Raw genomic sequence first — 15,562 nt, 5'->3', positions numbered from 1 at the left:
AAGATTGAAGAAAATCAATATAAGAACAAATGTATTCCAATGAAAAAGATAAATAAAACCAAAATAATCATTTACGCCTGTATCTGTATGTCCATCATTGCGGCCTGCAAAAAGAAGGATTATTATTTTGACGGCGGTCTGGCATCGCAGTCAGAAGCCGAAAAAGCGATGAACATGTACGATTATTTAAAAAGTCATCAGGCCCGGAATTTCGACTCATTGATGAAAATTATTGACATGACGGGGACAAAAAATCTAATCAACCAGCCAGGCATTACGTTTTTTCCTCCATGTAATGAAAGTGTGGTGCTGTTTCAGAATCAATACAAGCCCAACCCCTCAGATCTGAAACAACTTAACCGCCCATTGAGTAAGATGAACCTGGATACTTTAAGGCTATTGTTAAACAGGTTGATTATACCGAATTCGAGAATCGATATCGAGAAAGCTTATGCCGATGGAAAGAAGTATTATAAAGACAATAACGGAGATAGCCTGTTCATTTCCGGAGTCAGGGAAAATTACGATAATGGCGGGGTAACTGCCATCGGACAGGGAAGATTCAAAATTGTTTATGAACACCGTAAAACTAAAATGGATACAGTCAACTATGAGTCCAACATCAAAACGCATAACCTGATCACTGCAAATGGAATTATGCATGTGTTAAACTACAATTCCAGCTTTCATTCAGGCCTAAAAATTAAAAAATAAGAAGATGAAAAAAATATTCAAAATCACCTCGATCATCGCTGTAATGTTTATTTTATCCTGTAAAAAAAATAGTAAAGATGGATTCTTAAGCGAAGGGATCAAATATAATGTGAGTTTGCAGACCGCCAACGTAGGTGGTCTGTTGTACCGTTCCGGAGCAATGATTACAGATGAATCGACAAAGCCGCTGGAATTCTCAATCGCATCGGTCAAAAAGGAAGACGGAAGCTCTGCTGATTTCTTACTGAACACAACCATCGATACTTATTTCTGGAACGGGGAGTACACCTCGAAGGAAAAAACAACGGTTGAGGTAGATGCAAAAAGAAAGAAAGTGACACGCCCTGTGTTGGATATCAATCCGGTAAACGGAGAGATTTTTATTTATCCGGAGCTGCTTGATCCCACAAAATTTCCTGCAGGTGTCTATCTCATCGACATCAGGGTGAAGAACAGCAGTGGAGAAAAGGTCTTTTCCAAAGCACTTCGTCTAAGTGTTAAGTTTGCCGGAACCGGTGATTATTTCTATCAGTTCTCGGGAGTGGATGGTAAGGTAGATGCCATTGCTGTTGAATTTAAACAAATCGATGCAACAGGAAATAAGTTAATCGTACACATCCTTAAACCTGATGGTAGCCCGGTTAATCCGGCGAGATTGTCGGGGTACGATTATGCAACCGCAGGAAACGATCCGGATCTTAAGGACTGGCATAACCTTGGACCTGGAAATCCAACAAAATATACGGTCTTTCCCGACAGATTGGAATTGGATGTGAATTTTCCTTTACCTTATATCGCAGGAAAAAGAATCACCATAGATCAGTATAACAACGGAGATATCAACGGTGCCTATTTCAATTACTGGTTTAATTTCGCGATTTACAAACCGGGAACCTGGGATATTACCATTAAAATGACCTACTAATTCCCCTCCCTCTCTAGTTTTAAAATGTCCCGGAAAGATTGTCTTTTCGGGATTTTTTTTAGCACATGCTTCCGCTTGCATATTCATCCAGATTACTTAACTGGAATAGCTTTAATTGTTTCGCTGCATTACGGATATTCAATAGTACACATAGTTGTCTATATGAAAGACCGTGTCCCCGAAAAGCTATCTCTGAATTCCTTGGGCGTACAATTCTTCTTTTTCTTGAAAATCCTGTTAAAGTTCGATATGTTATTGAAGCCGCATTTATAGGCAATCTCTGCAATGGTTTGCGTACTGGAGATCAGCAGTTTCGTCGCATGTCCCAACCTGATCTCATTCAGGCTGTCGATAAACGTACTTCCCGTCCGTTTCTTGATAAACCTGCTGAAAGATACTTCCGGCATACTGGCCACTTTTGCCACTTCCTCCAGGGAAATTCCACGGTTATAATTCGCATTCATATAATCAAAGGCTTTCTCGATCCTCCGGCTGTTGTAATTGAACTGCTCGTTGTTAAAACTGGAATTGGAGAGCGTCCTCATGTTCCTGGAAATAGACAGGTCGTGCAGAATAGAAAAAAGCTCCAAAACAGAATCAAAACCTTTCTTCTGGCTTAAAGACAACAACCTTGGGCTCAGCCTTTCGATCGTTTCCGCAGAAAAGAGAATCCCTTTTTGAGAACGTTCAAACATATTGGAGATGAAATTCAGCTGATTTCTCTTGAGCAGGCGTTCATCAAACAGGTCTTTGTGAAACTGTATGGTGATCTCCAGGATCTCTTCGCTTTTACACTGGTGGGTAAACCAGGCATGGTAAAGGTTTGGACCGATAAAAACAAGCTCCGCATCTTCAATCGTATCGATGTGGTCCCCGACAATCCGTTTCGCTCCTTTGGCATGAAGGATCAGGTTCAGCTCGTACTCTTCATGGTAATGAAGCGGGAAGTCAAACTCCTTTTTCGTTCTCGAAAAAATGGTAAAGCAATCACTTTGGGTTAAAGGGGTAATCTCCCTGACTATATTATTGCCCATCATATAAATATAACAATTTTGATATGAATTGATTATGTTTCTGTTAAAATAGTACTATGGTAAATTAGGATTAATAATATGATAGTGAGTGTTTTTGATTTGTGAATACAATTAATTGTTAAAATAGTATTGAAGCTCCGTTCGAAAATAGTATAGTTTTGAGTCCATGAAGTTCCAACCCGTCGACATCATTATTATTGTAACGTATCTCATCAGTACCATCATTATTGGCTTTTGGTATCGTAAGAAAGCAAAGGAAAATAAAGAAAGCTATATCATGGGAGGGAAGTCTCTTCCATGGTATAAGCTGGGCCTGAGTGATGCTTCTGATATGTTCGATATCAGCGGGACGATGTGGATGGTCAGCCTGTGCTTTGTTTACGGAATGAAAAGCATCTGGATTCCCTGGTTATGGCCGGTCTTTAATCAGGTATTTCTGATGATGTACCTTTCCAAATGGCTGAGAAGGTCAAATGCCACCACCGGAGCCGAATGGTTGTCTACCAGGTTCGGGACAACAGGGAGAGGGGTTGGCGCTTCCCATAAAGTTGTCGTCACCTTTGCCTTACTAAGCTGTCTGGGTTTCCTTGCCTATGGCTTTATTGGCCTTGGTAAATTTGTAGAGATTTTCATTCCATGGGATTTGGTGAAGGATTATGTTCCTTTTGCTGTAGCCCCGCATTATGTTCCGCACTTTTATGGGATCATTTTTACCCTCTTTGCCATGTTCTATTCCATTCTGGGAGGGATGCATGGGATCGTATTCGGGGACATGATCAAATATGCGATCATGACGGTAGTTTGTATCTCCATAGCGGTCATTGCAGTGGTTAACCTGAACGGGCAGAAACTACAGGTGCCGGAAGGATGGGACAGCCCTTTCTTTGGCACCCGCCTGAATCTGGACTGGACCGGTATCATTACTGATGTCAATAAAAAAATAGAAAGCGACGGCTACTCCCTGTTTAGCATTTTCTTTATGATGATGTTGTTCAAAGGCGCTTTTGCTTCCCTGGCCGGGCCGCCGCCAAATTACGACATGCAAAAGATTCTTTCTACAAAATCCCCAAAGGAAGCGAGTAAAATGAGCGGGTTTGTGTCGATTGTATTGCTGCCGATCCGTTATTCCCTCATCGTAGGACTCACTGTGCTGGGAATCCTTTACTACGATCAGATGAACCTCCGCGGACTGGATGGGGCAATCGATTATGAGCGCATCCTGCCGGCAAGCATCAACAGTTTTGTCCCTGCCGGATTGTTCGGCCTGGTACTTACCGGACTGCTTGGTGCATTCATGGGTACCTTCAGCGGAACCTTAAATGCAGCCCAGGCTTATATTGTGAATGATGTATACCTGAAATACATCAATCCTGATGCTTCCAATAAAAAGATCATCTCGATGAACTACTGTTCCGGCGTATTGGTCGTGGCAGTGGGGATCACGCTGGGCTTTTTTGCAAAAGATGTGAACAGCGTATTGCAGTGGATCGTCTCTGCATTATATGGGGGGTACATTGCTGCCAACGTGTTGAAATGGCATTGGTGGAGGTTCAATTCCAATGGCTTTTTCTGGGGCATGTTTACCGGAATCATCTCTGCACTGGTCTTTACGAGGTTCTTTGCAGGCGTCGAGTTTTTATATTATTTCCCCCTGTTGTTTATCCTTTCTTTGGCGGGGTCCATTATTGGTACTTATATGGCACCGCCAACAGAGGAGGAAACACTCAAAAGCTTTTATAAAACAGTCCGCCCATGGGGATTCTGGGGACCGGTTCATCAGCTGGTTATTGCGGATGATCCTCACTTTGTGGCAAACAAAAACTTTGGCAGGGACATGTTCAATGTAGTCCTGGGAATCATTGCCCAGCTCTGCCTCACCCTATTGCCAATGTACCTGATCTTAATGATGAAACTGCCGCTGCTGATCACGATTGCCATCCTGGCGGTCATCATTTTCATCCTCAAAAAAACCTGGTGGAATAAACTCGAAGATTAAACACACAAACAGAACAAAAGATATATGATGGATTACGACAAGAGGTTGGCGCAGCTTATGGCTGCCCATCAGTCTCTGATTATGCGCGAAAATGAAGCGGAAAGCTTAGGAAACGGCATTTTTAGCCGATACAAATACCCGGTATTAACCGCCGAACATACCCCTTTATACTGGCGTTATCACCTGAACAGGGACAGTAATCCTTTTCTGATGGAGCGCATTGGAATCAATGCGGTATTTAATCCGGGAGCGATCAAATGGAACAACAAATACCTGCTCATTGCAAGGGTGGAAGGGAACGATAGAAAGTCTTTTTTCGCGATCGCAGAAAGCACAAACGGAATCGATCAGTTTAGGTTCCGCGAATGCCCGGTGATCATTCCTGAAACGGAAATTCCGGATACCAATATCTATGACATGCGCATCACGACACACGAGGATGGCTGGCTCTACGGACTGTTTTGTACGGAAAGAAGAGATCCTGATGCCCCGGAAGGAGACCAGACGGCAGCGCTGGCACAATGTGGCATAGTCCGCAGCAAAGACCTGATTACCTGGGAAAGACTGGCGGACCTGAAAACAACTTCACTGCAGCAGAGAAACGTGGTCCTTCATCCGGAATTTGTGGATGGTAAATACGCTTTTTATACCCGCCCGCAGGATTCCTTTATCGAGGCGGGGAAAGGAGGCGGGATCGCTTTTGGTCTGTCTGATACTATGGAAAACGCCTTTGTTCCGGAAGAGGTGATCGTTGATAAAAAGCAATACCATACGGTTTATGAAGCTAAAAACGGACAGGGGCCGGCACCGATAAAAACGAAATATGGCTGGTTACACCTGGCCCATGGCGTGAGGAATACCGCAGCGGGCCTGCGTTATGTGCTCTATGTATTTATGACGGATTTAACGGAGCTCAGCAGGGTGATTCACAAACCTGCAGGATACTTTCTTGCTCCGGAGGGCGCAGAAAGGGTAGGCGATGTTTCCAATGTGGTGTTCAGCAATGGCTGGATCAACGATGAAGATGGAAAGGTCTTTATCTATTATGCCTCTTCAGATTCCCGCATTCATGTGGCCACGAGTACAATAGACCAGTTGCTGGATTATGTACTTCATACACCGGAGGATGAGTGGAGATCCGCAGCAACTGTGCAGAGAATACATCAATTGATTGATCAGAATAAAAAAGATAAGCTGCCTATGGGATAAAAATCAGAACCAGACCAACGAAACATCCCGCTAATGGCCAGTGGCCATTGAAAAAATTGAACCACCAAAATATAACCAAATATGAAAACTTTATTTACGATGTTGAGGATCAGCGCTATTCAGCTGTTCCTCCTCTTATTGCTGTTTGGCCCTGCCTTTGCCGGGAGCAAAAGCAGAGCGGAAACGCGCCTGTTCATCCAGGATACCCGCATAACGGGAACAGTAACCGATTCCAAAGGGAATAAATTGCCGGGCGTATCCATCCTGGTTAAAAATCAGCAGGGAAAGGGTACCACCACCAGTCAGGATGGAAAATATAACCTGGAAGCCGCTGCTGATGCCATTCTGATTTTCCGTTTTATAGGCTTTAAAGAAGTGCAGGTTGCTGTAAATGGCAGAAAAGAAATTAATGTCTCTTTAGCTGATGACGATGTGGCGCTGAATGAAGTCGTGGTCACCTCTCTCGGGATCAAAAGAGAAAAGAAGGCGCTTGGCTATGCCGTAACGGAAGTGAAAGGTGAGGAGTTTACCAAGGCCAGAGAAACGAATGTTGCCAATTCCCTGGTTGGAAGGGTAGCAGGGGTCAATGTGACCAAACCTGCTTCAGGATCTATGGGATCGAGCAGGGTGGTGATTCGTGGAAACGGCTCTATATCGGGAAATAACCAGCCTTTATATGTGATTGATGGGATCCCGTTGGTCAATACCAATTTCGGTCAGAGCTCCGTGTTTTATGGCGGTGGCGATGGCGGAGATGGGATTTCCAGCATCAACCCCGATGATATCGAAACGATGAGTGTCCTGAAAGGCGGGCCGGCTGCGGCGCTTTACGGGGCAAGGGCTTCCAATGGTGCCATTCTCATTACCACCAAATCCGGAAAAGCGCAAAAAGGAATTGGCGTGGAGTACAATGGTTCCTATACTTTGGATAAACCCATCTTTAACAATGAAAAGGATTTTCAGTATGTCTACGGACAGGGAACAAATGGTGTCGCTCCAAAAGATAAAGCCACTGCCCTGCAGGCAGGAACTTCCAACTGGGGCGCAAAACTGGATGGCTCACCGGTAATGCAGTTTGATGGAGTACTTCGTCCTTACAGCGCAGTAAAAAACAATAGCCGTAATTTTTACAATGACGGAAATACCTTTGCCAATACCATTTCCCTATATGGAGGCTCGGAAAAAGCAACGCTTCGTTTTTCTGCCTCAGACCTGAACAACCACGACCTTATGCCCAATTCAAGCTTGAAAAGAAACAACTTTTCTTTGAATGGAAACTTAAAAGCAACAGATAAACTGACCGCACAAATGAGTGTTCAATACATCAGGGAGCGCGTAGAAAACAGACCAAGTTCGGGCGATTTCTCCTGGAATCCCAATGTAGGCGTTCAATTGCTGCCTACCAATTATGATGTCAGAAACCTGAGCCAAAGAGTAGATGAAAATGGAAATGAATACCTGGTATCTTCAAATATCTACCTGGCGAATCCGTATTTCATTGCTTACGACATGCAGAACAGGGATAGAAAAGACCGCCTCATTGCCTCTGCAGATTTAAAATATGATTTTACTTCTTATTTATATGCACGTTTACTGGCAGGAACTGATTTTGCTTACCGTCTTTCGGAAAATGTTACCCCGGAAGGAAGCGCGATCGCCAGTGGAGGCATGAGCGAAAATCAGCGTTATGTGGGAGAATTCAATTCACAGCTGATGCTGGGCTTCAAGAAAAATGTAGCCAGTGATTTTTCTGTAGATGCCTTTGTGGGAGGGAATATCATGAAAAGCAAGGAGTCCAATTTAAATGCTTCGGGAAGTCAGTTTATCGTTCCTTTCTTCTATTCTGTAAATAATACCGTTACACAGGGAAGAAGCTATAACCTCTACAAAAAACAATTCAACTCTCTTTTTGCTTCCGCAGAATTGGGGTATAAAGGATATTTCTATGCCACTTTTACCGGACGTAACGATTGGTTCTCTACCTTAAGCAGGGCATCAAACAGCATTTTTTACCCTTCAGCAAGTTTGAGTTTTGTCGCTTCACAGGCCATTACGATGCCTTCCTGGCTGAGTTTTGCGAAGTTGCGTACGGCATGGTCGAAAACCGGAAGTGATTCGGATATTTCTGCCTATGCACAATCCCTGACTTATTACTTCGGTCAGCAGCACCTGGGACAATCTTTAGCCTATATCAATGAAGGGACCATTCCCAATACCCGTTTAAAACCAGCAACTTCCAAGTCTTATGAATTGGGGCTGGATACGAGGTTGTTCAACGACCGCATCGGACTGGAACTGACCTGGTATAACCGGAAAACAGAAAATGACATCTTAAGCAGCCAGATCTCTGTTGGTTCAGGTTTCAGTAATGTCCGTTTGAACAGTGGAGAAATGGTCAATAAAGGATTGGAAATGATGATTTCGGGTACGGTCTTCAAGCAGAAATCCATGAGCTGGGACATGTCGTTCAATATGGGCTATAACAAAAACAACATCATTTCCCTAGCCGACGGGCAGCAATCGATGACGATACAGCAGAGCCGTCCCGGATTATATGGCGATGGGGGGACCCCGGTATTCATCAGAGCAGAAGTAGGGAAGCCTTATGGTATTATTCAGGGCTCCGGCTATAAACGCGATGGCAGCGGAAAGATTGTCTTCAACGCTAAAGGTCTTCCGGTGGAAGGTGAGCTGAGAAATATTGGAAACAGCGTTTCTCCATATACCCTGGGATACAATAACAATTTCAGGTATAAGAACTTTAACCTTGGCATTTTGCTGGATGCGAAGTTTGGAGGAAAGATCTCCTCGGGAACAAATAACCTGGCCTATCTGGCGGGTTTGAGTAAGGAAACCTTACCTGGTCGTGAAGGAGGTGTTGTGGGGGCAGGTGTCAATGAACAGGGGCAACCAAATACGGTCAATGTTCCGGCCCAGGAATATTACAGCTGGGTAGCCAATCACATTGCAGAAGAATTTGTATACGATGCCAGCTTTGTCAAGTTAAGACAGGTGGTATTGGGCGTAAATCTACCTAAAACCTGGGTGAACAAGATCAAAATGAGCGATATCAGCCTTTCGTTTGTCGCAAGAAACCTGTTTACCATTTATAAAAAAGTGCCTTTGGTGGATCCGGAATCGACCTTCCTTACCGGAAATGTACAGGGGATAGAAATGCTCTCTGTACCGGCAACCCGTTCATTTGGCTTAAACCTGAATTGTAAGTTTTAAAAATTGAAACCATGAAGCAGAAAACTTTATATATAGCAGCATTGTGGATCTTGCTGGGTACTTCCTGTACCAAAGATCTGGAAGAGATGAACATCAATCCAAATCAACCCACAAAAGTAGAACCGGGGCCTTTGTTTACAGCGCTGGAGCTGCGCCAGGCCGGAACGTCTGTTGCCAGAAGAAGCAATGTTGGTTTTGGAATGATGATGGTTCAGCAGACCGCAACCACAAAGATTGATGACCTGGAAGGCGATAAATACCTGCCATCGGAAAGTGCTGCCCTTTTATTCAATGAAGAGTATGCCGTCCCGGTTGTAAATATGGCCATGCTGATCGATATGCTAAAGCAGGCCCCGGAAAAAGTAAACCTCTATGCTGCGGCAAGAATCTGGAAAGTGATGCAGATGCACCGGTTGACAGATGCCTACGGCGATGTTCCTTATTCCCAGGCGGGGCAGGGATTTCTGCAGCAGATTTATAAGCCGGTATATGATAAACAGTCGGCCATCTATGCCGATATGTTAAACGAACTGGAACAGGCGACAAAAGCGCTTGATCCGGCGAAAACTACCTTTGGTGCGGCGGATATCATCTATCAGGGAAAAACAGAACAATGGAAGCGTCTGGGCAACTCCTTAATGCTGCGCCTGGCATTGCGTCTGATTAAAGTTGATCCGGCAACGGCTAAACAATGGGCGTTAAAAGCCATCCAGGGTGGTGTGATGCAGAATAATGCCGATATCTGTTACATGAGGCATACGGGCCCGCAACAGGAACTGGCTAACCCGATAGCTTTCGATTTTCAAAAGTTCGACCTGATCAGGGCAGGAGACATTAAGATCGGTAAGACATTTATGGATTACCTGAAAGCAACAAACGATCCCAGATTGGAGGTCTACAGCTCGCTTCCTGATGGAAACAGCGACCCTTCTCTGCAAAAAGGATTGCCAAATGGTTACAATGCAAGCACCATTTCTGCAACTCCGGGCGGAGGAGACCTGACTACTTATTCTATTTTCAATGTCAAGACCATTCTGCCGTTAGCAGCACCTACCTTTTTTATCACTTATGCGGAAACCGAACTGATGCTGGCCGAAGCTGCGGCCAGAGGCTGGACAACCGATCAGGCGGCCACACATTACCGCGCTGCAGTCGAAGCATCCATGGATCAGCAAAAGCTGTATGGTAAAACCATTTCAGCTACAGCAACCAGTACCTACCTGACAACAGGGAACCCTTTCCCAACAGGAGGAAGCCTGGAATTGCAATTGAAATCCATCAATGAACAGTATTGGGTGGTGACCTTTTTAAACGGCTGGGAAAGTTACGCCAACTGGAGAAGGACCGGAATCCCTCAGCTAAGTCCGGTGAATTATCCCGGGAACGCAAGCGGTGGAACGATTCCAAGAAGGTTTACCTTCCCGAGAAACGAATACAGCACCAACGGAGAACAGGTGAAACAGGCCATCGCACAACAAGGGCCGGACGCTTATACCACCAGGGTATGGTGGGATAAATAAGAAAAACAGTAAAATGGCTGAATCCCTGATNNATCAGGGATTCAGCCATTTTTTTTATTCGTACCAGCGTTGCTTCCTGACGCTCCTTCATCTCCAGCTCCTCTGGTTCTGCCGGTATCCTCGCTGTAGGTATTGCTATAACAGTCTTCCAACTGCTACTATTCTGTTTCTTTTTTGAGAGTAGGTTGCCAGGGCCCTGTAGGGGCTACAGCCCTGTCAATCCCGATTGTTGTCTGTTGAAATTTAATTGCAATCTAAAAGTAGTTGGTCGCATGTTATACGCTTTGTATTGACTTTAATAAAACTTATTGCTTATATTAGTATTGTTGATATTTAAAATATTAACTGTTGTTAATTATCGATTAACCTGTTCAATATGGCAAAAGCACCAAATGGTCCTTTAGGGGCCTTAAACGGAAAATTACACAACCTGGTTTTTTATATGCTGAACGGACAGCCTGTTGTTCGTACCATCGGCGATCCGGGTAAACCAAGCAGGAATCAGCTGGCCAACCGCCAGGCGATGTCTATGACCATGGAAATGGTAAGCAGGATCTCTGAGTTTATCAATGTCAGCTTTGAGCTGGAAGCAAGAGGAACTGTGCGAAATGCCCATAACCTGGCCACTTCCTATATAAAAAAACACGCTTTAAAAGGGGAATATCCTAATATTTCCGTGGATTACAGCAAGGTCATACTCAGCAATGGCAATTTACCAGGGGCAAATGACCTGAACATCGAAAAGAAGGAAAAAGGAGTATTGATAAGCTGGGACCCTAGTGGTAAGCACGACGATACCGTCATGATTCTTCTTTATCATCCCCTGGAAAAAACAGCGATGTCTGTGATTAACGCCTGCAGGAGAGATGCGGGCTCGTATTTTATCGATTTGTACGAGAAACGGCTTGATGAACCTATTGAAGCTTATATCTGCTTTAAATCCGCCAATGGCAAGGCCATTTCGGACAGTGCCTACATTGGAAATCTAAACGGAGCAGTGGAAAGCCCCGAAATGCTTAAGCAAAAGCAAGGATACGCACTGGTAAAACAACGTTTTGATATTCTGGAGGCCGATTATTTGCAGCAGATAAAAGATAACCGGGGGAATCCCGTCAATACTAAGGCCTTCCGGAACCTGGAAAAGGAATATGAGGTGCTGAAAAACAAACTGGAACACCTTCCCGGGAAGCCTGGTTAAGGTGGTTCTGCTTTGATTTATGTGCTTAAACACAGGGTATCCTTCAGCTTGTGGATACCCTGTATGAATTAATTATTTAAAAGCAAGGGTAGCGCTTGGGCTAAGGATCGTTCCGGTGGATTTTCCATCGGCTGCTTTAACGCCATCTACCCAGATTTCAACTACAAGTGTAGAGTTGGCATCAACACCAGTTCCCGAGACACCAAAACTTACCGCGTGAGCTGAAGAAGGAATGGTATATTCATTACTGGTCCAGTTTTGCGTATTGAGGCTGGTGAAGCTTTCATTTTTACCGGAACCGTCTGTATAAACTGCATTGCTGATTTTTGTACCTGTAGAACCGATGGCTTTGAATACAACTTTATGCGTGCCGTTTGAAGGTCCATCTTTCTTGTCTTTTTTACACGCAAATAATAAGGTTAAGCTTAAAATTAATGTTAGTGATAGGATTTTTGTAAGTCTTTTCATTGATTTTTTAAATAGTTATTGGTTATAAATTATAAAATGCCGAAAAACAAATGTCATGCCAAGAGTGCCGAAATTTTGATCTTAAAGTAGAATTTTTAGATCCGGAGCAAGGGATTGTGTTCGGTTTGTTTCTCCTAAAATATTGATTTTAATGCATTTAAATTATGTTTTTGTACTTAAGTTCTGTGGTTCTTAAAAAAAACGTTACACTTGTCTCCATGAGGTGACTGTTTGTTTTTATCGTTTATTCTGTACAGTTCTCGTATTTTTTTGATATCGTTATTAAATAATGATTGCAGCGCCCTGATCGGTCAAGGTAAATCCCTGCGAAGAAAGTCCCGGAGCTGCGAAGGATGGTTTTGGGGAAGGGAATTGAAATTTATATGTACTTTTGCGGGAAAGTATCTTTTTCTATGATGACCCTTGCTGCAATTGAATTAAATAACACTTTTCTTTTTAAGTTTTTGAAATTCGGTGTCGTAGGTTTTTCCGGGCTTATCGTCGATTTTGGTGTTACTTATCTCTGTAAGGAGAAGTTGAAAATTCATAAATACATTGCCAGTTCATTGGGCTTTATTGTGGCCACTACCACGAATTATACCTTAAACCGGTATTGGACCTTTAACAACCATGATGCGGCCAGTATTACCCAGTTCGGCAAATTCTTTGTCATCTCTCTGGTGGGATTATTTTTAAGCAATACCCTGATTTACCTGCTCAATGACAAGTTGAAATGGAATTTCTATGTTGCCAAGGCTTGTGCCATTGTGATTATTTCTTTATGGAACTTCTTTGCCAATTACCTGTATACCTTCTCCAGTTAAAACCCAATCTTTAAATGCTACAAACGAAAAAAAGTGCTGAACAAGTATTGCTCATTTTTTTAGGGATATGGACCCTTTTGAATATTATTCAGGCAACATTTGTAGAGGTACATGCCGATGAGGCTTATTATTGGGTGTATTCCCGCTTTTTGGACTGGGGATACTTTGACCATCCGCCAATGGTGGCGTTATTTATCAAAATCGGAGACGCTTTATTGCCGGGGACACTGGGGTTGAGGCTATTTACGGTCATCACGAGTACGCTTTCTGTTTTCCTGCTTTGGAAGATCGTAAAGCCCTATGCGGAAAATATTAAGCTCTTTGTTTTGTTGTTTTCCTCGGTGGTTCTTTTCCATGTATATGGCTTCATTACCACCCCCGACTCGCCATTGTTCTTTTTCACAGTGCTGTTTTTTTATATATACCAGAGATATGTAGCTTCTGATAAGCTCAAATGGGCTTTTCTCCTGGCATTAGTGATCGCTTGTTTATTGTACAGCAAATATCATGGAATTCTGGTATTATTTTTCACGATCCTTTCTAACCTGAAGTTATTAAAAAGACCTTCTTTCTGGCTCATTGTTGGGGTTGCTGTCCTTGCTTTTCTTCCCCATATCTGGTGGCAGGTGCAAAACAATTACCCTTCATTTTATTACCATGTGATTGACCGCTCCGCGGCTTTTTATAAATCAAAATTCACGACGGAATATCTGCTGGCTCAGCTGGCACTTGCCGGGCCACTGGTGGGTTGGTTCCTGTACCAGGCGGCCGTAAGGTTGAAAACGGAAGATGCTTTCATCAGGGCGATTAAAGTTAACTTTTATGGTATTTTCATTTTCTTTCTTTTTAGTACACTGAAAGGAAGGGTAGAGGCACACTGGACCTTGCCGGGGATGCTTTGTCTGTTTATCCTTGCCTATCTTTTCATGGCAAAAAAGGGAATGCCGAAATGGTTTGAGAAGCTGGCCATCGTCAACATCATACTCATCATTCTGACCCGCATCATTCTCATCATCCCGATCGGTTTTTTAATGAAAATTAATGTGGTTGACTATTACTTTGGCAACCAGGTTTGGGCAAAACAGATTCATGAAAAGGCCGGAGATGCTCCTGTAGTCTTTACGGATTCTTTCCAGGTCCCTTCACGTTATAATTACTACAACCGCAGTACTAAAGGTTTTGGCTACGATTCCAGGTATTACCGGAAAAACCAGTACGACATCTGGCCGCTGGAAGACAGCATCAGAAACAAAAAGGTATATTATGTTTTACCAGCCAGTCATGGCGAAGGGCTGTCGCAGGATACAATCTCTACTTCAAAAGGCTTGTATTATGGACGCTGGGTTGAAGCGCTGAGGACTTACCAGAAAGTGGCTGTTAATCCTGTGGAAACGCTTGCCCCGTTGAAAAAGGGAACCGAAGTATCTTTGAAACTGAAGATTACAAATCCATATGATCAGGAAATCTATCTCGGCAATAGCGGAGAAAAATGGAAATGTTTTCTTGAATACAGTTTCAGGAACGGAGAAGACCTGGCTGAGTTTAAGCAGGTAAGCGCTGATCTCGAAAACATCAGGATTCCTGCAAAGCAATCTGTTGAGTTGCCGGCCAAATTTATTGCCCCGGAATCTGCCGGAAAATATAAGCTGATCTTCTCCTTAAGAACTGAACCTTTTAGTGGCGCAAGAAACAGCAATATGATTGCTGTTGAGGTTAAATAGAAAGCTGTTTTAACAGGCTCATCTGGTCTATCATTCCTGAATGGCGCCAGATGATTTCCCCTTTTTTAAAAAGGAGGAAGGTTGGAACGGCTTTGACATTGTATTTCGCCGCAGCAGCCTGATTTTTGTCGATATTGATCTTAATCACCCTTGCCCTTCCTTCGGTAATTCTGGCTACCTCCTGAATCACAGGGTTCATTGATTTGCATGGTCCACACCAGTCGGCATAAAAATCTACCAGTACCGGTGTTTCTGATTGAATAAGTTCCTGAAATGCGCTCATACTTGTTTTTTAATAGAAAATCCGGAGAAAATGTAAGCAGGAGGCGTTCGTTTTCTCCGGTTTATTTGTTAATTATAATGCATCGTAAATGGTGACCTTTTCAAAAAGACCACGGAATTCATCTAAGAAGGCAAGGTGTAAAGGATGCGTTTGATAAACATCATGTCCGGCAAGATCTTCAAAAATAATGATCAAAGAAAAAGTATAAGAAGTATCCACTACAGCGCGCTCAATGGGAGCAGGGATTCCTACATAAAAAGACTTTACTGATTCAATCTTTTCCAATGATTCAAGACCTTTTCTGAAAGCAGCTTTCTGATCTTCGGTGGTATCGGCTTTTAGCCAGAATAAAACGTGGTGAGCTAACATATTCTAATTGTTTTTTTGGTAAATATAACGAATTGGAAGATGTCTGGGAATAAAGACTCGGAGACAGGGC

13 protein-coding genes are annotated in these 15,562 nt (G+C 43.4%); 9 read left to right on the top strand and 4 right to left on the bottom strand.

Translation table 11 applies throughout. From position 1 onward, the window contains the following. Window positions 1-39 precede the first annotated feature (39 nt). Window positions 40-714 (top strand): hypothetical protein, encoded by a 675-nt coding sequence (locus DBR43_RS19925; protein WP_124583982.1) that lies wholly within the window; start codon window positions 40-42, stop codon window positions 712-714. Between the two features lie 4 nt (window positions 715-718). Then, window positions 719-1,639, top strand: coding sequence for a DUF5007 domain-containing protein (locus DBR43_RS19920; RefSeq protein ID WP_124583980.1), 921 nt, complete (start codon window positions 719-721; stop codon window positions 1,637-1,639). A 158-nt stretch (window positions 1,640-1,797) separates the two neighbouring features. On the opposite strand, the gene DBR43_RS19915 is transcribed toward DBR43_RS19920, so the two are convergent. Then, window positions 1,798-2,676 (bottom strand): helix-turn-helix domain-containing protein, encoded by an 879-nt coding sequence (locus DBR43_RS19915; RefSeq protein ID WP_233603053.1) that lies wholly within the window; start codon window positions 2,674-2,676, stop codon window positions 1,798-1,800. 163 nt (window positions 2,677-2,839) lie between these two features. Here DBR43_RS19915 and DBR43_RS19910 point away from each other — a divergent pair, with 163 nt between their 5' ends. The 5 genes from DBR43_RS19910 (at window position 2,840) to DBR43_RS19890 (ending at window position 11,827) form a co-directional block, all read left to right on the top strand. After that, a complete protein-coding gene (locus DBR43_RS19910; RefSeq protein WP_124583978.1) occupies window positions 2,840-4,669 on the top strand; it encodes a sodium:solute symporter family protein in 1,830 nt (609 codons plus the stop codon). Window positions 4,670-4,693: 24 nt separating this feature from the next. Continuing rightward, window positions 4,694-5,878 carry a glycosidase gene (locus DBR43_RS19905; protein WP_124583975.1) on the top strand — a complete coding sequence of 395 codons (1,185 nt, stop codon included), beginning with the start codon at window positions 4,694-4,696 and terminating at the stop codon, window positions 5,876-5,878. Window positions 5,879-5,959: 81 nt separating this feature from the next. Beyond that, window positions 5,960-9,109, top strand: a complete 3,150-nt coding sequence (locus tag DBR43_RS19900) for a SusC/RagA family TonB-linked outer membrane protein (protein ID WP_124583973.1) — start codon at window positions 5,960-5,962, stop codon at window positions 9,107-9,109. A gap of 11 nt (window positions 9,110-9,120) precedes the next feature. Next, window positions 9,121-10,629 carry a SusD/RagB family nutrient-binding outer membrane lipoprotein gene (locus tag DBR43_RS19895; protein ID WP_124583971.1) on the top strand — a complete coding sequence of 503 codons (1,509 nt, stop codon included), beginning with the start codon at window positions 9,121-9,123 and terminating at the stop codon, window positions 10,627-10,629. A gap of 376 nt (window positions 10,630-11,005) precedes the next feature. After that, window positions 11,006-11,827, top strand: a complete 822-nt coding sequence (locus DBR43_RS19890; protein ID WP_124583968.1) for a DUF6266 family protein — start codon at window positions 11,006-11,008, stop codon at window positions 11,825-11,827. A 72-nt stretch (window positions 11,828-11,899) separates the two neighbouring features. Here DBR43_RS19890 and DBR43_RS19885 read toward each other — a convergent pair whose 3' ends face one another. Next, complete coding sequence (locus tag DBR43_RS19885; RefSeq protein WP_124583966.1) at window positions 11,900-12,295, bottom strand: hypothetical protein; 396 nt, start codon at window positions 12,293-12,295, stop codon at window positions 11,900-11,902. Window positions 12,296-12,708: 413 nt separating this feature from the next. On the opposite strand from DBR43_RS19885, the gene DBR43_RS19880 reads away from it, so the two are divergent. Continuing rightward, window positions 12,709-13,119, top strand: coding sequence for a GtrA family protein (locus DBR43_RS19880; RefSeq protein ID WP_124583964.1), 411 nt, complete (start codon window positions 12,709-12,711; stop codon window positions 13,117-13,119). A 14-nt stretch (window positions 13,120-13,133) separates the two neighbouring features. Beyond that, on the top strand, window positions 13,134-14,840 hold the full coding sequence (locus DBR43_RS19875) for an ArnT family glycosyltransferase (RefSeq protein WP_124583962.1): 1,707 nt from the start codon (window positions 13,134-13,136) through the stop codon (window positions 14,838-14,840). Here the strand turns inward: DBR43_RS19875 and trxA are convergent. Continuing rightward, window positions 14,833-15,123 (bottom strand): thioredoxin, encoded by a 291-nt coding sequence (gene trxA, locus DBR43_RS19870; RefSeq protein ID WP_074605967.1) that lies wholly within the window; start codon window positions 15,121-15,123, stop codon window positions 14,833-14,835. The genes DBR43_RS19875 and trxA overlap by 8 nt on opposite strands. A 72-nt stretch (window positions 15,124-15,195) precedes the next feature. Then, window positions 15,196-15,492, bottom strand: a complete 297-nt coding sequence (locus tag DBR43_RS19865) for a Dabb family protein (protein ID WP_124583960.1) — start codon at window positions 15,490-15,492, stop codon at window positions 15,196-15,198. Window positions 15,493-15,562 lie beyond the last annotated feature (70 nt).

This window comes from Pedobacter sp. KBW06, from assembly GCF_003852525.1.
Taxonomy (GTDB): domain Bacteria; phylum Bacteroidota; class Bacteroidia; order Sphingobacteriales; family Sphingobacteriaceae; genus Pedobacter.
Note: the sequence above shows the minus strand (reverse complement) of the source record. Positions and strands in the feature narration are given on the sequence as shown.

Excerpts from the sequence above, each read along its gene's own strand:
- DBR43_RS19920 (WP_124583980.1), top strand. The coding sequence starts at position 719 with ATGAAAAAAATATTCAAAATCACCTCGATCATCGCTGTAATGTTTATT.
- DBR43_RS19910 (WP_124583978.1), top strand. The coding sequence starts at position 2,840 with ATGAAGTTCCAACCCGTCGACATCATTATTATTGTAACGTATCTCATC.
- DBR43_RS19875 (WP_124583962.1), top strand. The coding sequence starts at position 13,134 with ATGCTACAAACGAAAAAAAGTGCTGAACAAGTATTGCTCATTTTTTTA.
- DBR43_RS19915 (WP_233603053.1), bottom strand. The coding sequence starts at position 2,676 with ATGATGGGCAATAATATAGTCAGGGAGATTACCCCTTTAACCCAAAGT.
- DBR43_RS19895 (WP_124583971.1), top strand. The coding sequence starts at position 9,121 with ATGAAGCAGAAAACTTTATATATAGCAGCATTGTGGATCTTGCTGGGT.
- DBR43_RS19890 (WP_124583968.1), top strand. The coding sequence starts at position 11,006 with ATGGCAAAAGCACCAAATGGTCCTTTAGGGGCCTTAAACGGAAAATTA.
- DBR43_RS19880 (WP_124583964.1), top strand. The coding sequence starts at position 12,709 with ATGATGACCCTTGCTGCAATTGAATTAAATAACACTTTTCTTTTTAAG.
- DBR43_RS19885 (WP_124583966.1), bottom strand. The coding sequence starts at position 12,295 with ATGAAAAGACTTACAAAAATCCTATCACTAACATTAATTTTAAGCTTA.
- DBR43_RS19925 (WP_124583982.1), top strand. The coding sequence starts at position 40 with ATGAAAAAGATAAATAAAACCAAAATAATCATTTACGCCTGTATCTGT.
- DBR43_RS19865 (WP_124583960.1), bottom strand. The coding sequence starts at position 15,492 with ATGTTAGCTCACCACGTTTTATTCTGGCTAAAAGCCGATACCACCGAA.
- DBR43_RS19905 (WP_124583975.1), top strand. The coding sequence starts at position 4,694 with ATGATGGATTACGACAAGAGGTTGGCGCAGCTTATGGCTGCCCATCAG.
- DBR43_RS19900 (WP_124583973.1), top strand. The coding sequence starts at position 5,960 with ATGAAAACTTTATTTACGATGTTGAGGATCAGCGCTATTCAGCTGTTC.
- trxA (WP_074605967.1), bottom strand. The coding sequence starts at position 15,123 with ATGAGCGCATTTCAGGAACTTATTCAATCAGAAACACCGGTACTGGTA.